This is a genomic window from Pantoea sp. B65 (assembly GCF_047308185.1).
Lineage (GTDB): Bacteria > Pseudomonadota > Gammaproteobacteria > Enterobacterales > Enterobacteriaceae > Erwinia.
Map to the genome: position 1 here is coordinate 131,964 of NZ_JAHXPU010000023.1, position 17,951 is coordinate 149,914.

The 17,951-nt window shown below is 54.4% G+C and carries 15 protein-coding genes; 13 read left to right on the forward strand and 2 right to left on the reverse strand.

The window, feature by feature from the left end; translation table 11 throughout:
- Positions 1 to 2 precede the first annotated feature (2 nt).
- The gene (thrC, locus tag JWF83_RS10640; protein ID WP_413650173.1) at positions 3 to 1,286 is read left to right on the forward strand and encodes a threonine synthase; all 1,284 of its coding nucleotides are present in this window, start codon (positions 3 to 5) and stop codon (positions 1,284 to 1,286) included.
- 64 nt (positions 1,287 to 1,350) lie between these two features.
- On the opposite strand, the gene yaaA is transcribed toward thrC, so the two are convergent.
- Entirely contained in the window at positions 1,351 to 2,127 is a 777-nt protein-coding gene (yaaA, locus tag JWF83_RS10645; protein WP_413650174.1) for a peroxide stress protein YaaA, read from the reverse strand.
- Positions 2,128 to 2,337: 210 nt separating this feature from the next.
- Between yaaA and tal the strand changes: the two genes are divergently transcribed.
- The 7 genes from tal to nhaR all read left to right on the forward strand — a co-directional run bounded on the left by tal (position 2,338) and on the right by nhaR (position 11,452).
- Positions 2,338 to 3,291 carry a transaldolase gene (gene tal / locus JWF83_RS10650; RefSeq protein ID WP_413650175.1) on the forward strand — a complete coding sequence of 318 codons (954 nt, stop codon included), beginning with the start codon at positions 2,338 to 2,340 and terminating at the stop codon, positions 3,289 to 3,291.
- Positions 3,292 to 3,419: 128 nt separating this feature from the next.
- Entirely contained in the window at positions 3,420 to 4,007 is a 588-nt protein-coding gene (mog, locus tag JWF83_RS10655; RefSeq protein ID WP_413650176.1) for a molybdopterin adenylyltransferase, read from the forward strand.
- Between the two features lie 128 nt (positions 4,008 to 4,135).
- On the forward strand, positions 4,136 to 5,440 hold the full coding sequence (locus JWF83_RS10660; RefSeq protein ID WP_413650177.1) for an MFS transporter: 1,305 nt from the start codon (positions 4,136 to 4,138) through the stop codon (positions 5,438 to 5,440).
- A 238-nt stretch (positions 5,441 to 5,678) separates the two neighbouring features.
- Positions 5,679 to 7,592, forward strand: coding sequence for a molecular chaperone DnaK (dnaK, locus tag JWF83_RS10665; RefSeq protein ID WP_413650178.1), 1,914 nt, complete (start codon positions 5,679 to 5,681; stop codon positions 7,590 to 7,592).
- Between the two features lie 164 nt (positions 7,593 to 7,756).
- Positions 7,757 to 8,893 (forward strand): molecular chaperone DnaJ, encoded by a 1,137-nt coding sequence (dnaJ, locus tag JWF83_RS10670; RefSeq protein WP_413650179.1) that lies wholly within the window; start codon positions 7,757 to 7,759, stop codon positions 8,891 to 8,893.
- Positions 8,894 to 9,289: 396 nt separating this feature from the next.
- Positions 9,290 to 10,450, forward strand: coding sequence for a Na+/H+ antiporter NhaA (gene nhaA / locus JWF83_RS10675; RefSeq protein WP_413650180.1), 1,161 nt, complete (start codon positions 9,290 to 9,292; stop codon positions 10,448 to 10,450).
- A gap of 114 nt (positions 10,451 to 10,564) precedes the next feature.
- On the forward strand, positions 10,565 to 11,452 hold the full coding sequence (gene nhaR, locus JWF83_RS10680; RefSeq protein ID WP_413650181.1) for a transcriptional activator NhaR: 888 nt from the start codon (positions 10,565 to 10,567) through the stop codon (positions 11,450 to 11,452).
- 77 nt (positions 11,453 to 11,529) lie between these two features.
- Here nhaR and rpsT read toward each other — a convergent pair whose 3' ends face one another.
- The gene (rpsT, locus tag JWF83_RS10685; RefSeq protein ID WP_413650182.1) at positions 11,530 to 11,793 is read right to left on the reverse strand and encodes a 30S ribosomal protein S20; all 264 of its coding nucleotides are present in this window, start codon (positions 11,791 to 11,793) and stop codon (positions 11,530 to 11,532) included.
- Positions 11,794 to 12,111: 318 nt separating this feature from the next.
- On the opposite strand from rpsT, the gene ribF reads away from it, so the two are divergent.
- The 5 genes from ribF (at position 12,112) to ispH (ending at position 17,883) form a co-directional block, all read left to right on the forward strand.
- The gene (gene ribF / locus JWF83_RS10690; protein ID WP_413650183.1) at positions 12,112 to 13,047 is read left to right on the forward strand and encodes a bifunctional riboflavin kinase/FAD synthetase; all 936 of its coding nucleotides are present in this window, start codon (positions 12,112 to 12,114) and stop codon (positions 13,045 to 13,047) included.
- 105 nt (positions 13,048 to 13,152) lie between these two features.
- Positions 13,153 to 15,969 (forward strand): isoleucine--tRNA ligase, encoded by a 2,817-nt coding sequence (ileS, locus tag JWF83_RS10695; protein WP_413650184.1) that lies wholly within the window; start codon positions 13,153 to 13,155, stop codon positions 15,967 to 15,969.
- The gene (gene lspA, locus JWF83_RS10700; protein WP_413650185.1) at positions 15,969 to 16,475 is read left to right on the forward strand and encodes a signal peptidase II; all 507 of its coding nucleotides are present in this window, start codon (positions 15,969 to 15,971) and stop codon (positions 16,473 to 16,475) included. Before ileS ends, lspA begins: the two co-directional genes overlap by 1 nt.
- Positions 16,476 to 16,478: 3 nt before the next feature.
- Positions 16,479 to 16,949, forward strand: a complete 471-nt coding sequence (gene fkpB, locus JWF83_RS10705; protein WP_413650186.1) for an FKBP-type peptidyl-prolyl cis-trans isomerase — start codon at positions 16,479 to 16,481, stop codon at positions 16,947 to 16,949.
- On the forward strand, positions 16,930 to 17,883 hold the full coding sequence (ispH, locus tag JWF83_RS10710) for a 4-hydroxy-3-methylbut-2-enyl diphosphate reductase (protein WP_413650187.1): 954 nt from the start codon (positions 16,930 to 16,932) through the stop codon (positions 17,881 to 17,883). Before fkpB ends, ispH begins: the two co-directional genes overlap by 20 nt.
- The last annotated feature ends 68 nt before the right edge of the window (positions 17,884 to 17,951 follow it).

Below are 17,951 nucleotides of genomic sequence, written 5' to 3' on the forward strand. Positions count from 1 at the left end.
GCATGAAACTGTATAACCTTAAGGATCACAACGAGCAGGTCAGCTTTGCCCAGGCGGTAAAGCAGGGTTTGGGCAAACAGCAAGGGCTGTTTTTCCCACTGGAGCTGCCTGAGTTCGAACTGACTGAAATCGATGAGATGCTGAAGCTGGATTTCGTGACCCGCAGCAGCAAAATCCTCTCCGCCTTTATCGGCGATGAAATTGCGGCGCATCAGTTGCAGCAGCGCGTGAAACAGGCGTTCGCTTTCCCGGCGCCGGTGGTCAAAGTGTCGGAAGATATCTCCGCGCTGGAGTTGTTCCATGGCCCGACCCTGGCATTTAAAGACTTCGGCGGCCGTTTTATGGCGCAGATGCTTGCGTATATCAGCGGGGCTGATGAGCAGATCACCATTCTGACCGCCACCTCCGGCGATACCGGCGCGGCGGTTGCCCATGCGTTCTACGGCATGGAAAATGTGCGGGTAGTGATCCTCTATCCACAGGGCAAAATCAGCCCGCTGCAGGAGAAACTGTTCTGTACTCTCGGCGGCAACATTGAAACCATTGCCATCGACGGTGATTTTGACGCCTGTCAGGCGCTGGTGAAGCAGGCATTTGATGATGAAGAGCTGAAAAAGGCGATTGGCCTGAATTCAGCGAACTCCATCAATATCAGCCGTCTGCTGGCGCAGATTTGCTACTACTTTGAAGCGGTGGCGCAGTTGCCGCAAGAGCAGCGCAACCAGCTGGTGATTTCGGTACCCAGCGGTAACTTTGGCGATCTGACCGCGGGTTTGCTGGCGAAGTCCCTCGGGCTGCCGGTGAAACGCTTTATTGCCGCCACCAATGCCAACGATACGGTGCCGCGTTTCCTGACCAGCGGCCAGTGGCAGCCGAATACCACCGTTGCGACTCTGTCGAATGCAATGGATGTCAGCCAGCCAAACAACTGGCCGCGTGTGGAAGAGCTGTTCCGTCGTAAGACCTGGCGTTTATCCGATCTGGCGACTGGCGCGGTGAGCGATGAGACCACCAAAGCCACCATGCGCGAGCTGGACGGCATCGGCTACGTTTCTGAGCCTCATGCGGCGATTGCTTACCGTTTGCTGCGTGACCAGCTGCAGCCGGGTGAATTTGGCCTGTTCCTCGGCACCGCGCATCCGGCGAAGTTTAAAGAGAGTGTGGAAGAGATTCTCGACAAACAGCTGCCGTTGCCAGCCGAGCTGGCCGAGCGTGCCGATCTGGAACTGCTTTCGCATCCTATGCATGCCAGCTTTGCTGAGCTGCGGGCATTTTTGCTCAAGTAAGTGATGGCAGTGGCAGGGGCGGCATAGATGTCGCCCCTGTCGCGTTTCAGAGAGAGCGTGTTAATTATTTTTGCTCATCTCGCTTAAACACCAGCTCATTCTCACTGCTGGATTCCGCGTTAAAACAGTAACCTTCCAGATCGAATTTCTTCAACTGCGCCGGTTTCGTCAGACGGTGTTGAATGATATAGCGGCTCATCAGCCCGCGCGCTTTCTTGGCATAAAAACTGATCACTTTAAACTTGCCGTTTTTCTCATCGAGAAACACCGGCTTGATTACCCGGGCGTTAAGCCGCTTTGGCCGGATCGCTTTAAAATATTCATCGGATGCCAGATTAATCAGCACATCGTCTCCCTGCTCCGCCAGCGCCGCATTCAGCGCTTCGGTCAGCGTGTCGCCCCAGAAGGTATAGAGATCTTTTCCCGCCGGGTTTGCCAGCCTGATCCCCATCTCCAGACGATAGGCCTGCATTAAATCGAGCGGGCGCAGCAGGCCATACAGGCCGGAAAGCATGCGCAGATGCTGCTGGGCAAAGTCGAAATCTTGCGCGCTGAAATCTTCCGCCTGCAGGCCGGTATAAACATCACCTTTAAACGCCAGAATCGCCTGACGCGCATTGTCGGGTGAGAAGGGCGGCTGCCAGTCGTTAAAGCGCTGCGCGTTGAGTTCCGCCAGCTTATCGCTGATATGCATCAGTGAGCCAATTTGCGCCGGTGACAGATCGCGCGCCACGGCGATCAGCTGTTGTGACTTCTCCAGCAACGCGGGTTGGGTAAATTTTTTCGTCGCCAGTGGGCTGTCAAAATCCAGCGTCTTGGCCGGAGAGATAACCATCAACATTGTTCTTTCCCTTCATTTAACCCACAGGGTTTATGCGAAATATAACAGGGACTAACCATAGCAAAAAAGCCATCGGATTAGGCAAATCGTTGCTATTCGTCCTGGCTATCTTTTTAGCGGCAACCTTACCTTGCGTGGTCAGTTGCGCGTGATATTATCGACCACAGACTTTTTACCCCTCGACAGTCTAACTTAATGAGAATGACAACTATGACGGACAAACTTACTTCCTTACGTCAGCTAACTACTGTGGTTGCTGACACCGGCGATATCGCAGCGATGAAGCTATATCAGCCGCAGGATGCCACCACCAACCCTTCTCTGATTCTTAACGCCGCGCAAATCCCTGAATACCGTAAGCTGATCGATGAAGCGATCGCCTGGGCGCGCGATCAGAGCAGTGATAAAGCCGAACAGATTCAGTACACTTCCGATAAACTGGCCGTCAATATCGGTCTGGAAATTCTGAAACTGATCCCCGGCCGTATCTCGACTGAAGTTGATGCGCGCCTCTCTTACGACACCGCCGGCAGCATCGCCAAGGCTCGTAGCCTGATCAAACTGTACAACGATGCGGGTATCAGCAACGAGCGTATTCTGATCAAACTGGCCTCCACCTGGCAGGGTATCCGTGCCGCTGAGCAGCTGGAAAAAGAAGGTATCAACTGTAACCTGACCCTGCTGTTCTCCTTCGCTCAGGCGCGTGCTTGTGCCGAAGCCGGCGCCTTCCTGATTTCACCTTTTGTTGGTCGTATCCTCGACTGGTACAAAGCGAATACCGACAAAAAAGAGTACGCGCCGCACGAAGATCCAGGCGTGGTTTCGGTGACTGAAATCTATGAGTACTACAAGCAGCACGGTTATGAAACCGTAGTCATGGGCGCAAGCTTCCGTAACGTTGGCGAGATTCTGGCGCTGGCCGGTTGTGACCGTCTGACCATCTCTCCTAACCTGCTGAAAGAGCTGGCGGAAAGCGAAGGTAGCGTTGAGCGTAAGCTGAGCTTCACGGGTGAAGTGAAAGCGCGTCCGGCGAAAATGACCGAATCTGAGTTCCTGTGGCAGCACAACCAGGACCCAATGGCAGTAGACAAACTGGCGCAGGGCATCCGTAATTTTGCCATCGACCAGGGCAAACTTGAGAAGATGATTGCCGACCTGCTGTAATCAGTTTTCAGTGGCCGGGCAACCGGCTACTTTCTCTTCCCCGCCTCTATGTATTATCCTTGCCAGTAACCCTCTATTAAACCGCGCCGCTTCTGCTTTACCGGCCGTGACTACGCAGCGAACAGACAATGAATACATTACGCATAGGATTGATCTCGGTTTCGGACCGCGCCTCTAACGGTATTTATCAGGATTTGGGCCTGCCGGCGCTGGAGCAGTGGCTCGGCCAGGCGCTCAGTACGCCATTTGAGCTGGAAAAACGTCTGGTGCCCGATGAGCAGCCGATGATCGAACAGGCAATTTGCGAGCTGGTGGATGAAATGTTCTGTCATCTGGTGCTGACCACCGGCGGCACCGGCCCGGCGCGGCGCGATGTGACGCCGGATGCCACCCTGGCGGTTGCCGATCGCGAGATGCCAGGCTTTGGCGAACAGATGCGTCAAATTAGCCTGAACTTTGTTCCCACCGCCATTCTGTCACGTCAGGTTGCCGTGATCCGTAAACAATCACTGATCATTAATCTGCCTGGCCAGCCAAAATCGATCCAGGAGACGCTGGAAGGGTTAAAGGATGAGCAGGGCAAAACGCAGGTGCATGGCATTTTTGCCAGTGTCCCTTACTGCATTCAGCTGCTTGACGGCCCCTATGTGGAGACGCATCCGCAGGTGGTAGCAGCTTTTCGTCCTAAAAGCGCCAGACGTGACACAAACATCTGAAAAACAAATTTTTCAGGCATAAGATCCAGCGCCACTGGGTGTAGCGAGAAATTGACGGTATAGTCATCACAGCTTTACAGCTACGGCTATACTTTTTTTCTTCTGCCTCTGGAAATGCCCGAAAAATTATGGAACAGACAATTGCGCGCCGCTTAAACCGGCAGGATTACAAAACCCTTTCTCTGGCGGCACTGGGTGGTGCGCTGGAGTTCTACGACTTTATTATCTTTGTCTTCTTCGCCGCGGTGATTGGCCAGCTGTTCTTCCCGCCCGATATCCCGGAGTGGCTGCGCCAGGTGCAAACCTTCGGCATCTTTGCTGCTGGCTATCTGGCGCGCCCGCTGGGCGGCATTATTATGGCGCACTTCGGCGACCGGGTTGGGCGCAAGAAAATGTTCAGTCTGAGCATTCTGCTGATGGCGCTGCCAACGCTGGCGATGGGGATGCTGCCTACCTATCAGACTATCGGTATTGCCGCCCCATTACTGTTACTGCTGATGCGGATGCTGCAGGGCGCAGCGATTGGTGGTGAAGTGCCGGGGGCATGGGTATTTGTCGCCGAGCATGTGCCGGAAAAACGCATTGGTTTCGCCTGCGGCACCCTGACCGCCGGGCTCACCTTTGGCATTCTGCTGGGGTCGCTGGTCGCTACGCTTATCAACACCACCATGACGCCTGAGGCGATTGTCGCCACCGGCTGGCGTATTCCTTTCTTTCTGGGCGGTATTTTTGGTCTGGTGGCGATGTATCTGCGCCGCTGGCTGCAGGAAACCCCGGTATTTCGCGCCATGCAGCAGCGCAAAGCGTTGTCGGAAACGCTGCCGCTAAAAACCGTGCTGGCGGAACATAAACGCGGGGTGGTGGTAGCAATGCTGCTTACCTGGCTGTTATCTGCCTGCATTGTGGTGGTGATTCTGATGGCGCCGACGCTGCTGCAAAAACAGCACGGTATTGCTGCCGCCATCACCCTGCAGGCGAATAGTCTGGCGACGGTGATGCTGATGATTGGCTGTGTGCTTGCCGGCCTGCTGGTCGATCGCTTCGGGGCCGCGAAAATCCTTGCGCTGGGGAGTCTGTTACTGGCGATCTGTAGCTGGGGCTTTTTCCATATTACCGCCATTGCGCCTGAGTATCTGTTCCTGGCATATGCGATTGCCGGTCTGAGCGTTGGCGTGGTCGGTGTGGTGCCGTTTGTGATGGTGCATGCTTTCCCGGCGGAAGTGCGTTTCAGCGGCATCTCTTTTTCCTATAACGTCGCTTACGCCATCTTTGGCGGTCTGACGCCTATTTCCGTCACACTGATGATGAAGTACACGCCGATGGCGCCGGCCTGGTATGTGCTGGCGCTGGCGCTGATGGGGTTAGTGTTAGGCCTGTGGCTGGCCGCAGAACGCCGTCAGCAGGGAGCGATGCGTGAAGTTAGCGCCGGTTAATCCGGCGCCGTACTGACTGACAGGCCCGCATTTGCGGGCCTGATTTTTTTAATCAAAATGAAAATTTTTTTAGTTTTAACCCTTGATGCTGTCAGATGCGGCCCCACTTACTTCTCATCCAATGTTGTTGGACCGAAAAAAAGCGGGCCCGGGCGGTTGAAATAGCGCAATTCGCCCGCATAACTGGTTCACAATCAGATTGATTACGAATTGACGAATTTAAGTGGGAGACGTTTAGATGGGTAAGATTATTGGTATTGACCTGGGTACAACCAACTCTTGTGTTGCAATCATGGATGGCGGCAAAGCGCGCGTGCTGGAAAATGCGGAAGGCGATCGCACCACTCCTTCAATCATTGCCTACACGCAGGATGGTGAGATTCTGGTAGGTCAGCCGGCTAAACGTCAGGCTGTGACTAACCCGCAGAATACCCTGTTTGCGATTAAGCGCCTGATTGGCCGTCGCTTCCAGGATGAAGAAGCACAGCGTGATCTGAAAATCATGCCTTACAAAATCATCGCAGCCGATAACGGCGATGCATGGATCGACGTGAAAGGCCAGAAACTGGCACCACCGCAGATCTCTGCTGAAGTGCTGAAAAAAATGAAGAAAACGGCGGAAGATTATCTGGGCGAACCAGTAACTGAAGCGGTTATCACTGTACCAGCATACTTTAACGATGCGCAGCGTCAGGCAACCAAAGACGCCGGCCGTATCGCTGGTCTGGACGTAAAACGTATTATTAACGAACCAACCGCAGCCGCACTGGCTTACGGTCTGGATAAAGAAGTCGGCAACCGCACTATCGCGGTTTATGACCTCGGCGGCGGTACTTTCGATATCTCCATCATTGAAATCGATGATGTTGATGGCGAAAAAACCTTCGAAGTTCTGGCAACCAACGGTGATACGCACCTCGGTGGTGAAGACTTCGACAGCCGCATGATTAACTATCTGGTGGCGGAGTTTAAGAAAGATCAGGGTATCGATCTGCACAACGATCCACTGGCAATGCAGCGTCTGAAAGAAGCCGCAGAGAAAGCGAAAATTGAGCTCTCTTCTGCCCAGCAGACCGACGTGAACCTGCCGTACATCACTGCTGATGCCACGGGGCCTAAGCACCTGAACATCAAAGTGACGCGTGCGAAACTGGAATCACTGGTAGAAGATCTGGTGGCGCGCTCTATCGACCCACTGAAAGTAGCGCTGCAGGATGCGGGTCTGTCGGTTTCCGACATCAACGACGTTATTCTGGTTGGTGGTCAGACGCGTATGCCAATGGTTCAGGCGAAAGTGGCTGAATTCTTTGGTAAAGAGCCGCGTAAAGACGTTAACCCGGATGAAGCGGTAGCGGTGGGCGCTGCGGTACAGGGCGGCGTTCTGGCTGGCGACGTGAAAGACGTGCTGCTGCTGGACGTAACCCCGCTGTCACTGGGCATCGAAACCATGGGTGGCGTCATGACCGCGCTGATCAGCAAGAACACCACTATCCCGACGAAACACAGTCAGGTGTTCTCTACTGCTGAAGACAACCAGTCTGCGGTAACCATTCACGTGGTGCAGGGTGAACGTAAACGTGCTGCGGATAACAAATCACTGGGCCAGTTTAACCTCGATGGTATCCAGTCTGCGCCGCGCGGTATGCCACAGATCGAAGTCACTTTCGACATCGACGCCGATGGTATCCTGCACGTGTCAGCGAAGGATAAAAACAGCGGTCGTGAGCAGAAAATCACCATCAAGGCTTCTTCTGGTCTGAACGAGGAAGAAATCGCGAAGATGGTACGCGACGCGGAAGCTAATGCCGAAGCTGACCGTAAATTTGAAGAGCTGGTGCAGATACGTAACCAGGCCGATCATCTGTCTCACAGCACGCGTAAGCAGCTGGACGAAGCCGGCGATAAACTGCCAGCAGACGACAAAGCACCGATTGAAGCCGCTCTGACTGCGCTGAACACCGCGCTGAAAGGCGAAGATAAAGCGGAAATCGAAGCGAAAATGCAGGCGCTGATGGAAGTTTCCAGCAAGCTGATGGAATTTGCTCAGCAGCAGCAGGCTGGCGGTGCGACTAACGCAGGCGACGCATCTGCTAAGAAAGATGACGACGTTGTCGATGCTGAGTTCGAAGAAGTGAAAGACGACAAAAAATAAGCCCTGAACGGAAAGGGGGCAGTTAATATACTGCCCCCCTACGGTGTTTTCAGGTACCCCACGGGCGGCAGAAATGCCAGTCGTGAAAGGGTAAAGGTAACCAGCACGGGCGTAGGAGATCTCTCCACGCCCGTGCACGCATGTTAAGGGCAGGATAATTAAGAATGGCGAAAAGAGACTATTACGAGGTTTTAGGCGTTCCGAAATCGGCGGAAGAGCGTGAAATCAAAAAGGCCTACAAACGCCTGGCGATGAAGTTCCATCCTGACCGCAATCAGGAAAAAGACGCCGAAAGTAAATTTAAAGAGGTCAAGGAAGCTTACGAAATTCTGACCGATGCGCAGAAACGTGCCGCTTACGACCAGTACGGTCATGCCGCCTTTGAACAGGGTGGTATGGGTGGCGGTGGCGGCGGTTTCGGCGGCGGCGGCGGTGCTGACTTCAGTGATATCTTTGGCGACGTATTTGGCGATATCTTTGGCGGGGGACGCCGTCAGCGTGCTGCCCGCGGCGCTGATTTACGCTACAACATGGAACTCTCGCTGGAAGAAGCAGTACGCGGCGTGACCAAAGAGATCCGCATTCCGACCCTGGAAGAGTGTGATGTTTGCCACGGCAGCGGCGCAAAATCCGGTACCAAACCGCAGACCTGTTCAACCTGTCATGGTGCGGGCCAGGTGCAGATGCGTCAGGGTTTCTTTACCGTGCAGCAGGCGTGCCCGACCTGTCACGGCCGTGGTTCGGTAATTAAAGATCCTTGTCATGCCTGCCATGGACATGGCCGCGTGGAGAAATCCAAAACGCTGTCGGTGAAAATCCCGGCGGGCGTCGATACCGGTGACCGTATTCGTCTGACCGGAGAAGGTGAAGCCGGTGAGCACGGTGCGCCTGCTGGCGATCTGTACGTTCAGGTCCAGGTGAAGAAACACCCGATTTTCGAACGTGAAGATAATAACCTGTACTGCGAAGTGCCGATCAATTTCGCCATGGCCGCACTGGGGGGCGAAATTGCCGTGCCGACGCTGGATGGTCGGGTAAACCTGAAAGTTCCGGCGGAAACACAGACCGGCAAGCTGTTCCGGATGCGCGGTAAAGGGGTGAAATCCGTACGCGGTGGTACTCAGGGTGACCTGCTGTGCCGCGTAGTGGTGGAAACTCCGGTGAGTCTGAATGAAAAACAGAAGTCGCTGTTACGCGAGCTGGAAGAGAGTTTCGGCGGTCCATCCGGCGAAAATAACAGCCCACGTTCCAAGAGCTTCTTTGACGGTGTGAAAAAGTTTTTTGACGATTTGACCCGTTAATCCTTAAGGGGCGGCATCAGGCCGCCCCTTAACGGCGATATGATTATGCCAAACAGGCGCAGTCATTGGCTGTATGCGAGCAGATCGCCATCACATCCCGCAGATAAGCAATCTCCCTTACTCCTGCCGAAAAATGGCATTTGGCGATAACAGGCCACAGGCGACGACGCCATTAATCTCACCACCCCCTCAGAGAATGTGCCACCATAAGGAAATGAAAAGACATTTTCCAGTGAGTCCTTTTCCGCCACCATTGAAGGGCAACCGCGGCATACCGTGTTTATACTTCGGAAATTCCGAGTATAAAGCCATAAATAATCTGTTTTTTTCGAGTCTTTAACGCGCGTATGCTTCCCGTCAGGTACTGAAACAGGTAACAAACAGGGATTGAATAATATGGTTTTTCAGATCAAGCGTTTGCTTCACAATGATGCCACCAGTGGTGTGGTACTGATTCTGGCCGCCGCGCTGGCAATGCTGCTGGCAAACAGCGCTGCGACGCAACATGGCTATCTGGCGCTGCTGGCGACACCCGTAGAGTTCCGCTTTGGCGAGCTTGATATCAGCAAAAATCTGCTGCTGTGGATCAATGATGCGCTGATGGCGCTGTTTTTCCTGATGATCGGTCTGGAAGTGAAACGCGAGCTGATGGTCGGGGCGTTAGCCAGCCGTGACCGGGCGATATTTCCGCTGATTGCCGCCGTCGGCGGTATGGTGGTGCCCGGCCTGCTGTTTCTGGCGTTTAACGGCGGTGATGAGGTAACCCGCAGCGGCTGGGCGATCCCGACCGCTACCGATATTGCGTTTGCCTTAGGCATTCTGGCGTTATTGGGAAGCCGGGTGCCGCCAGCATTGAAAATTTTCCTGATGGCGCTGGCGATTATCGACGATCTCGGGGCGATTATTATTATTGCGCTGTTCTATACCAGTGAGCTGTCGATGGTCTCTCTCGGGGTGGCCGCCGGCGCGATTGCCATACTGGCGCTGCTGAATATCGCCAATGTGCGCAGCACGGCGGTCTATCTGCTGGTGGGAGTGGTGCTGTGGGGGGCGGTACTTAAGTCCGGCGTCCACGCCACGCTGGCTGGGGTGATTGTCGGCTTCTTTATTCCACTGGCGAAGAAGGATGGCCACTCACCGGCGGAAAAGTTGGAACATGGCCTGCACTCATGGGTTAACTGGCTGATTTTACCCCTGTTTGCTTTTGCCAATGCCGGTGTGGTGCTGGAGGGTATTTCTCCCGGCGAGATGTTCTCGCTGCTGCCGCTGGGGATTATGGTCGGGTTACTGATCGGTAAGCCGCTGGGCATCACCCTGTTTTGCTGGCTGGCTGTCAGGCTGGGGCTGGCAAAACTGCCGCAGGGCACCAGTATGTCGAATATTATCGCGGTTGGCGTGCTGTGCGGGATTGGCTTTACCATGTCGATCTTTATCGCTTCTCTGGCCTATGGCGATATCGATCCGGCGCTGATCACTCTCGCCAAGCTGGGGATCCTGATTGGTTCCATCGTCTCGGCGCTGGTGGGTTATCTCCTGCTGCGCATCAAACTGAAATAAGCCGCCACGGCAAACCTGTTCCTGCAGGTTTGTCGTGTTTTTTATTTCATCTTATGGGTTAAGCTGGATCTATTCGGTTCATTGGCGTTGCTGCACAGGAGCGCATCGGTGCGTATGTCTCATATTAATTACAACCACCTCTACTACTTCTGGCAGGTATGCAAAGAAGGTTCGATTGTGGGTGCCGCCGAAGCGCTATTTTTGACGCCGCAAACGATCACCGGCCAGATTAAAGCGCTGGAAGACCGTTTACAGGGTAAATTATTTAAGCGCCAGGGGCGGGGAGTGGTGCCGTCGGAACTGGGGCAACTGGTGTTCCGCTATGCCGATCGCATGTTTACCCTCAGTCAGGAGATGCTTGATATCGTCAACTACCGCAAAGAGTCGAACCTGCTGTTTGATGTCGGCGTAGCGGATGCCTTATCCAAGCGGCTGGTGAGCCAGGTACTGGAAACGGCGGTGCTGGATGATAAAAAGATCCACCTGCGTTGTTATGAGTCGACCCATGAAATGCTGCTGGAGCAACTGAGCCAGCATAAACTGGATATGATCCTCTCTGATTGTCCGATTGACTCCACCCAGCAGGAAGGGTTGTTCTCGGTCAAGCTTGGTGAGTGCGGCATCAGTTTCTGGTGCACCCGTCCACTGCCCGACAAAAGTTTTCCCGCCTGTCTTGAGCAGCGGCGTTTACTGATCCCGGGACGTCGTTCGATGCTGGGGCGCAAGTTGCTGAACTGGTTTCATTCACAGGGACTCAAGGTGGAAATTCTCGGCGAGTTTGATGATGCGGCATTAATGAAGGCGTTTGGCGCAGCTAACAATGCGATTTTTGTCGCGCCGTCGCTGTATGGCCAGGATATCTATCGCGATGATGAGATTGTTGAGATTGGCCGCATTGATAATGTGATGGAGGAGTATCACGTCATCTTTGCCGAGCGCATGATCCAGCACCCCGCGGTGCAGCGCATCTGCCATAAGGATTTTAGCGAGTTGTTTTTGTGAGCTGATCGACGCGCATTGCAGCAATAAAAAAACCGGCGCATGCGCCGGTCTTTTCAAAGCCGATTAACAACTTAGCATTAAGCCAGTTTGTTGATCTGTGCAGTCAGGTTTGACTTATGACGTGCAGCTTTGTTCTTGTGGATCAGACCTTTACTAGCCTGACGGTCCACAATTGGTTGCATTTCGTTAAATGCTTTCAGTGCAACTTCTTTATCGCCAGTAGCGATGGCCGCGTATACTTTCTTGATAAAAGTACGCATCATTGAACGGTTGCTAGCGTTATGCTTACGACGCTTCTCTGACGTTACGGCGCGTTTCTTAGCTGATTTGATATTAGCCAAGGTCCAACTCCCAAATATATTCTATTGAGGACAATTCAAAGGCCGAGGAATATGCCTTTATCGCCTTCGTTTGTCAATGGATTTGTGCAAATAAGCGCCGTTAAGATGACGACACTCGATTACGTTGTGATGGCGCAGGATTCTACCAGCATCGCAGGGATGAATACAGTCTTTCCCGATAAAATTGTCTGTTATCTGCCTGAATGGCGGCCATCTTACTGAAATCACCATGAGAATCCCTCAAAGGGATCAATCGCGGGTTAACCTTAACCGCTGTACAAGGTATAATCCGCCGATTTCCACAAATTTGAGCCAGCCATGAAGTTTATCCGCGGCATACATAATCTCAGAGAGCAGCATCGCGGCTGCGTGCTGACCATAGGTAACTTTGACGGCGTGCATCGCGGTCATCAGTCCCTGCTGGCGCATCTGTGCGCAGAGGGGCGTAAGCGTGGCGTACCGGTGATGGTGATGCTATTCGAGCCTCAGCCACTGGAGCTTTTTGCCGCCGACAAGGCGCCGGCGCGTCTGACGCGTCTGCGCGAAAAACTGCGTTATCTGGCCGAAGCCGGTGTGGATGCGGTACTTTGTGTGCGCTTCGACCGGCGTTTTGCCGCGCGCACCGCGCAAAGCTTTGTTGCCGATCTGCTGGTGAAGCAGCTTGGCGTACAGCTGCTGGCGGTTGGCGATGATTTCCGTTTTGGCGCTGGTCGCCAGGGGGATTTCCTGTTATTACAGAAAGCGGGCGCTGAATATGGCTTTGATGTGATCAGCACCCAGACATTCTGCGACGACGGCAAACGCATCAGCAGCACCGCGGTTCGTCAGGCGCTGGCGCAGGATAATCTGCCGCTGGCGCAGTCGTTGCTTGGACATCCCTTCAGCATTTCTGGCCGCGTGGTGCATGGCGATGCGCTGGGCCGCACCATCGGTTTCCCCACGGCGAATATTCCTCTGCGGCGTTCAGTTTCGCCAGTAAAAGGGGTGTATGCCGTAGAAGTTTATGGTCTTGCTGAGCAGCCGCTGCCCGGCGTGGCCAATATAGGTACCCGCCCGACCGTTGCCGGGCTACGTCAGCAGTTAGAAGTTCATCTGCTGGATGTTGCAATGAACCTGTACGGACGCCATATAGATGTGGTGCTCTGTGAAAAAATCCGCAACGAGCAGCGATTCGCATCGCTCGACGCGCTGAAAGAGCAAATTGCTAAAGATGTGGTGACTGCCCGAAATATTTTTGGGCGATACCCAAAGTAAGTGGCGTTGCAGCAAGGCGGCAACAGAACGTGCGTCCGCTGCAACTTCAGCTACCAGCGGTATAAAACACCGGTTTAAGAACCGACATACGGAACCGAGAATCTGATGAGTGACTATAAATCTACCCTGAATTTGCCGGAAACGGGGTTCCCGATGCGTGGCGATCTGGCCAAACGCGAACCGGGAATGCTGCAACGTTGGTATGATGACAATCTGTACGGCATCATCCGCGAAGCCAAAAAAGGGAAAAAAACCTTTATTCTGCACGATGGCCCTCCTTACGCGAACGGCAGTATTCATATTGGTCACTCAGTTAACAAGATTCTGAAAGACATTATTGTGAAGTCTAAAGGCATGGCTGGCTATGATTCGCCATATGTGCCGGGCTGGGACTGTCATGGCCTGCCAATCGAACATAAAGTTGAGCAGATGATCGGTAAGCCTGGCGAGAAAGTGAGCGCCGCTGAGTTCCGCGCGGCCTGCCGTAAATATGCCGCTGAGCAGGTTGAAGGCCAGAAGAAAGACTTTATCCGTCTGGGGGTACTGGGTGACTGGGACCATCCTTATCTGACGATGAACTTCCAGACCGAAGCCAATATTATCCGTGCGCTGGGTAAAATCATCGGCAATGGCCATCTGCATAAAGGCGCCAAGCCGGTGCACTGGTGTCTGGACTGTCGTTCAGCGCTGGCCGAGGCGGAAGTGGAGTACTACGATAAAACCTCACCTTCGATTGACGTGATGTTTAATGCGGTGGATAGCGCCGCGGTTGCCGCCAAATTTGCCGCGACCGGTGTTAACGGCCCGATTGCGCTGGTGATCTGGACCACCACCCCGTGGACCATGCCGGCTAACCGCGCCATTTCACTGCATCCGGAATTTGAATACCAGCTGGTGCAGATCGACGGTAAAGCGCTGATCCTTGCCAAAGATCTGGTGGAAAGCGTGATGAAGCGTGCTGGCGTCAGCAGCTGGACGGTGCTGGGCAGCACCACCGGCGCCACGCTGGAGCTGATGCGTTTCCAGCATCCATTCCTCGGCTTTGATGTGCCGGTGGTTCTGGGTGAGCATGTGACCCTTGATGCCGGTACCGGCGCGGTGCATACCGCTCCCGGCCACGGTCCGGATGACTTTGTTATCGGTCAAAAATACGGTCTGGAAACCGCCAACCCGGTAGGGCCGGACGGCTGCTTTATCACCGGCACTTATCCAACGCTGGATGGGGTACAGGTATTTAAAGCCAACGATATGATTGTTGAGCTGCTGCGCGACCATGGCGCATTGCTGCATGTCGAGAAGCTGTTCCACAGCTATCCGCACTGCTGGCGCCATAAAACGCCAATCATCTTCCGTGCCACGCCGCAGTGGTTTGTCAGCATGGATCAGAAAGGCCTGCGTGCGCAGTCACTGAAAGAGATCAAAGGCGTGCAGTGGATCCCGGACTGGGGCCAGGCGCGTATTGAATCGATGGTCGCTAACCGCCCTGACTGGTGTATCTCTCGTCAGCGCACCTGGGGCGTGCCGATGGCGCTGTTTGTCCATAAAGAGACCGAGCAGCTGCATCCGCGTACGCTGGAACTGATGGAAGCGGTGGCGCAACGTGTCGAAGCTGATGGTATTCAGGCCTGGTGGGATCTCGACGCGAAAGATCTGATGGGCGATGAAGCCAGCGATTATGTGAAAGTGCCGGATACGCTTGATGTGTGGTTTGACTCCGGTTCTACCCACTCTTCGGTGGTGGATGTGCGTCCGGAATTTGGCGGCAACAGCGCAGATATGTATCTGGAAGGTTCGGATCAGCATCGCGGCTGGTTTATGTCTTCCCTGATGATTTCTACCGCGATGAAAGGCAAAGCGCCTTATCGTCAGGTACTGACCCACGGCTTCACCGTTGATGGTCAGGGCCGTAAGATGTCGAAATCTATCGGTAACACCGTCAGTCCGCAGGATGTGATGAACAAACTGGGCGGCGATATTCTGCGCCTGTGGGTGGCATCAACCGATTATACCGGTGAAATGGCGGTATCGGACGAAATCCTGAAGCGCTCTGCCGACTCTTACCGTCGTATCCGTAACACCGCACGTTTCCTGCTGGCTAACCTCAATGGTTTTAATCCGGAAACCGATATGGTGAAACCGGAAGAGATGGTGGTGCTGGATCGCTGGGCCGTAGGGCGGGCGAAAGCGGCACAGGATGACATCCTTGCCTCTTACGCCAGCTACGATTTCCATGAAGTGGTACAGCGTCTGATGCAGTTCTGCTCGATTGAGATGGGCTCCTTCTATCTGGATATCATCAAGGACCGTCAGTACACCGCGAAAGCCGATGGCCTGGCGCGTCGTAGCTGCCAGACCGCGCTGTGGTATATCGCCGAAGCGCTGGTGCGCTGGATGGCGCCGATCATGTCGTTTACCGCTGATGAGATCTGGGGTTACCTGCCGGGCAAACGCGCACCGTATGTGTTTACTGAAGAGTGGTTCGACGGCCTGTTTGGCGTGGCGGAAAATGAGCCAATGAATGACGCCTTCTGGGACGACCTGCTGAAAGTGCGCGGCGAAGTTAACCGCGTGATTGAGCAGGCGCGTGCCGATAAACGTATCGGTGGTTCGCTGGAAGCGGCAGTCACGCTGTACGCCGATCCGGCGCTGGCGCAGAAGCTGACCAGCCTGGGCGACGAGCTGCGCTTTGTACTGCTGACCTCCGGTGCGCAGGTGGCGGATTATGCGCTGGCGAGCGCGGAAGCGCAGCAGAGCGAACTGCTGAAAGGTCTGAAAATCGCGCTGTACAAAGCCGAAGGCGATAAATGTCCGCGTTGCTGGCATTACACTACTGACGTGGGTCAGAATGCGGAGCACGCAGAGGTTTGCGGTCGCTGTGTCACTAACGTAGCCGGAGACGGTGAAGAGCGTAAGTTTGCCTGATGCGTAAGCCACTTTTATCGACCGGATTGCGCTGGCTGTGGCTGGTGCTGGTAGTCATCGCCATCGACTTTGGCAGCAAGCAATGGATTATGGATAATCTGATGCTGCACCAGTCGATGCCGATTATGCCGTACTTTAATTTCTTCTACGCCCATAACTACGGCGCGGCGTTCAGTTTCCTTGCGGATAAAGGTGGCTGGCAACGCTGGTTCTTTGCCGGTATTGCCGTGGCGATTGTGGTGGCGTTGCTGGTGATGATGTATCGCGCATCCGCCAGCCAGAAGCTTAATAATATTGCCTACGCGCTGATTATTGGCGGCGCGCTGGGCAACCTGTTTGATCGTTCGTATCACGGCTTTGTGGTCGATTTTATCGACTTCTATGTTGGTGACTGGCACTTTGCCACCTTTAACATCGCCGATTGCGGTATCTCTATTGGCGCCGCATTGATCGTCCTTGAAGGGTTTTTTACCCCTTCCGGAAAGCAGGCTAAACAGAAAGGGTAAGGCATGACTGATTCTGTACAGCGCAATAGCGCGCTGCTGGTGCATTTCACGTTGAAGCTGGAAGATGGTTCAACGGCGGAGTCGACGCGCGCCAATGGCAAGCCTGCGCTGTTTCGTCTTGGCGATGGCAGTTTGTCGGAAGGTCTGGAACAGGCGCTGCTCGGGCTGAAGTGTGGCGATAAGCACCAGTTCAGTCTGCCGCCGGAATCGGCGTTTGGCGCTGCCAGCCCGGACATGATCCAGTATTTCTCCCGTCGTGATTTTGCTCAGGCGGGGGAGCCGGAAATTGGTGCTATTATGCTATTTACCGGTATGGGTGGTAGCGAAATGCCAGGCGTGATCCGGGAGGTTTCCGGTGATTCAATCACCGTCGACTTCAATCATCCCCTGGCCGGACGCACCATTCAGTTTGATATTGAAGTGCTGGAGATCGATCCGCAGCTGGAGGGGACCAATGCAAATCCTGTTGGCTAACCCACGTGGTTTCTGTGCCGGTGTTGATCGCGCCATTAGCATCGTGGAACGCGCGCTGGAGATGTACGGCGCGCCAATCTATGTGCGTCATGAAGTGGTGCATAACCGCTATGTGGTGAACAGCCTGCGCGAGCGCGGGGCGATCTTTATTGAAGAGATTGCCGAAGTGCCGGATGGCTCGATCCTGATTTTCTCCGCCCATGGCGTTTCTCAGGCGGTGCGGGCAGAAGCGCGTACGCGCGAGCTGACCATGCTGTTTGATGCCACCTGTCCGCTGGTAACGAAAGTGCATATGGAAGTGGCGCGCGCCAGCCGTAAAGGCACCGAGGCGATCCTGATCGGTCATGCGGGTCACCCGGAAGTGGAAGGCACCATGGGGCAGTACAGCAATCCGCGCGGAGGCATGTACCTGGTGGAATCGCCGTCTGACGTCGACAAGTTGCAGGTGAAAGACGAAGAGAACCTGTGCTTTATGACCCAGACCACCCTGTCGGTGGATGATACTTCGGATGTTATCGACGCCCTGCGTCTGCGCTTCCCGAAAATCATCGGGCCGCGCAAGGATGATATCTGCTATGCCACCACTAACCGTCAGGAAGCGGTGCGCAGTCTGGCGCGGGATGCTGATGTGGTGCTGGTTGTCGGATCGAAAAACTCCTCCAACTCCAATCGCCTGGCCGAGCTGGCGCAGCGTGCCGGTAAACTGGCGTGGCTGATCGACTCCGCTGAGGATATTCAGGAGAGCTGGCTGCGCAATATTCAGTGTGTCGGCGTCACCGCCGGCGCTTCAGCACCGGATATTCTGGTACAGGATGTGATTAAACGGCTGCGCGAACTGGGCGGCGAACCGGCGATCGAGTTGAGTGGTCGTGAAGAGAATATCGTGTTTGAAGTGCCGAAAGAGCTGCGCGTGGAAGTTAAGCAGGTAGATTAAACCCTGCGGGCGGTGTTTTCGCCGCCCGTGGCGGCCAAATGACCTGTATTTAAGGATCTTATCCGCTT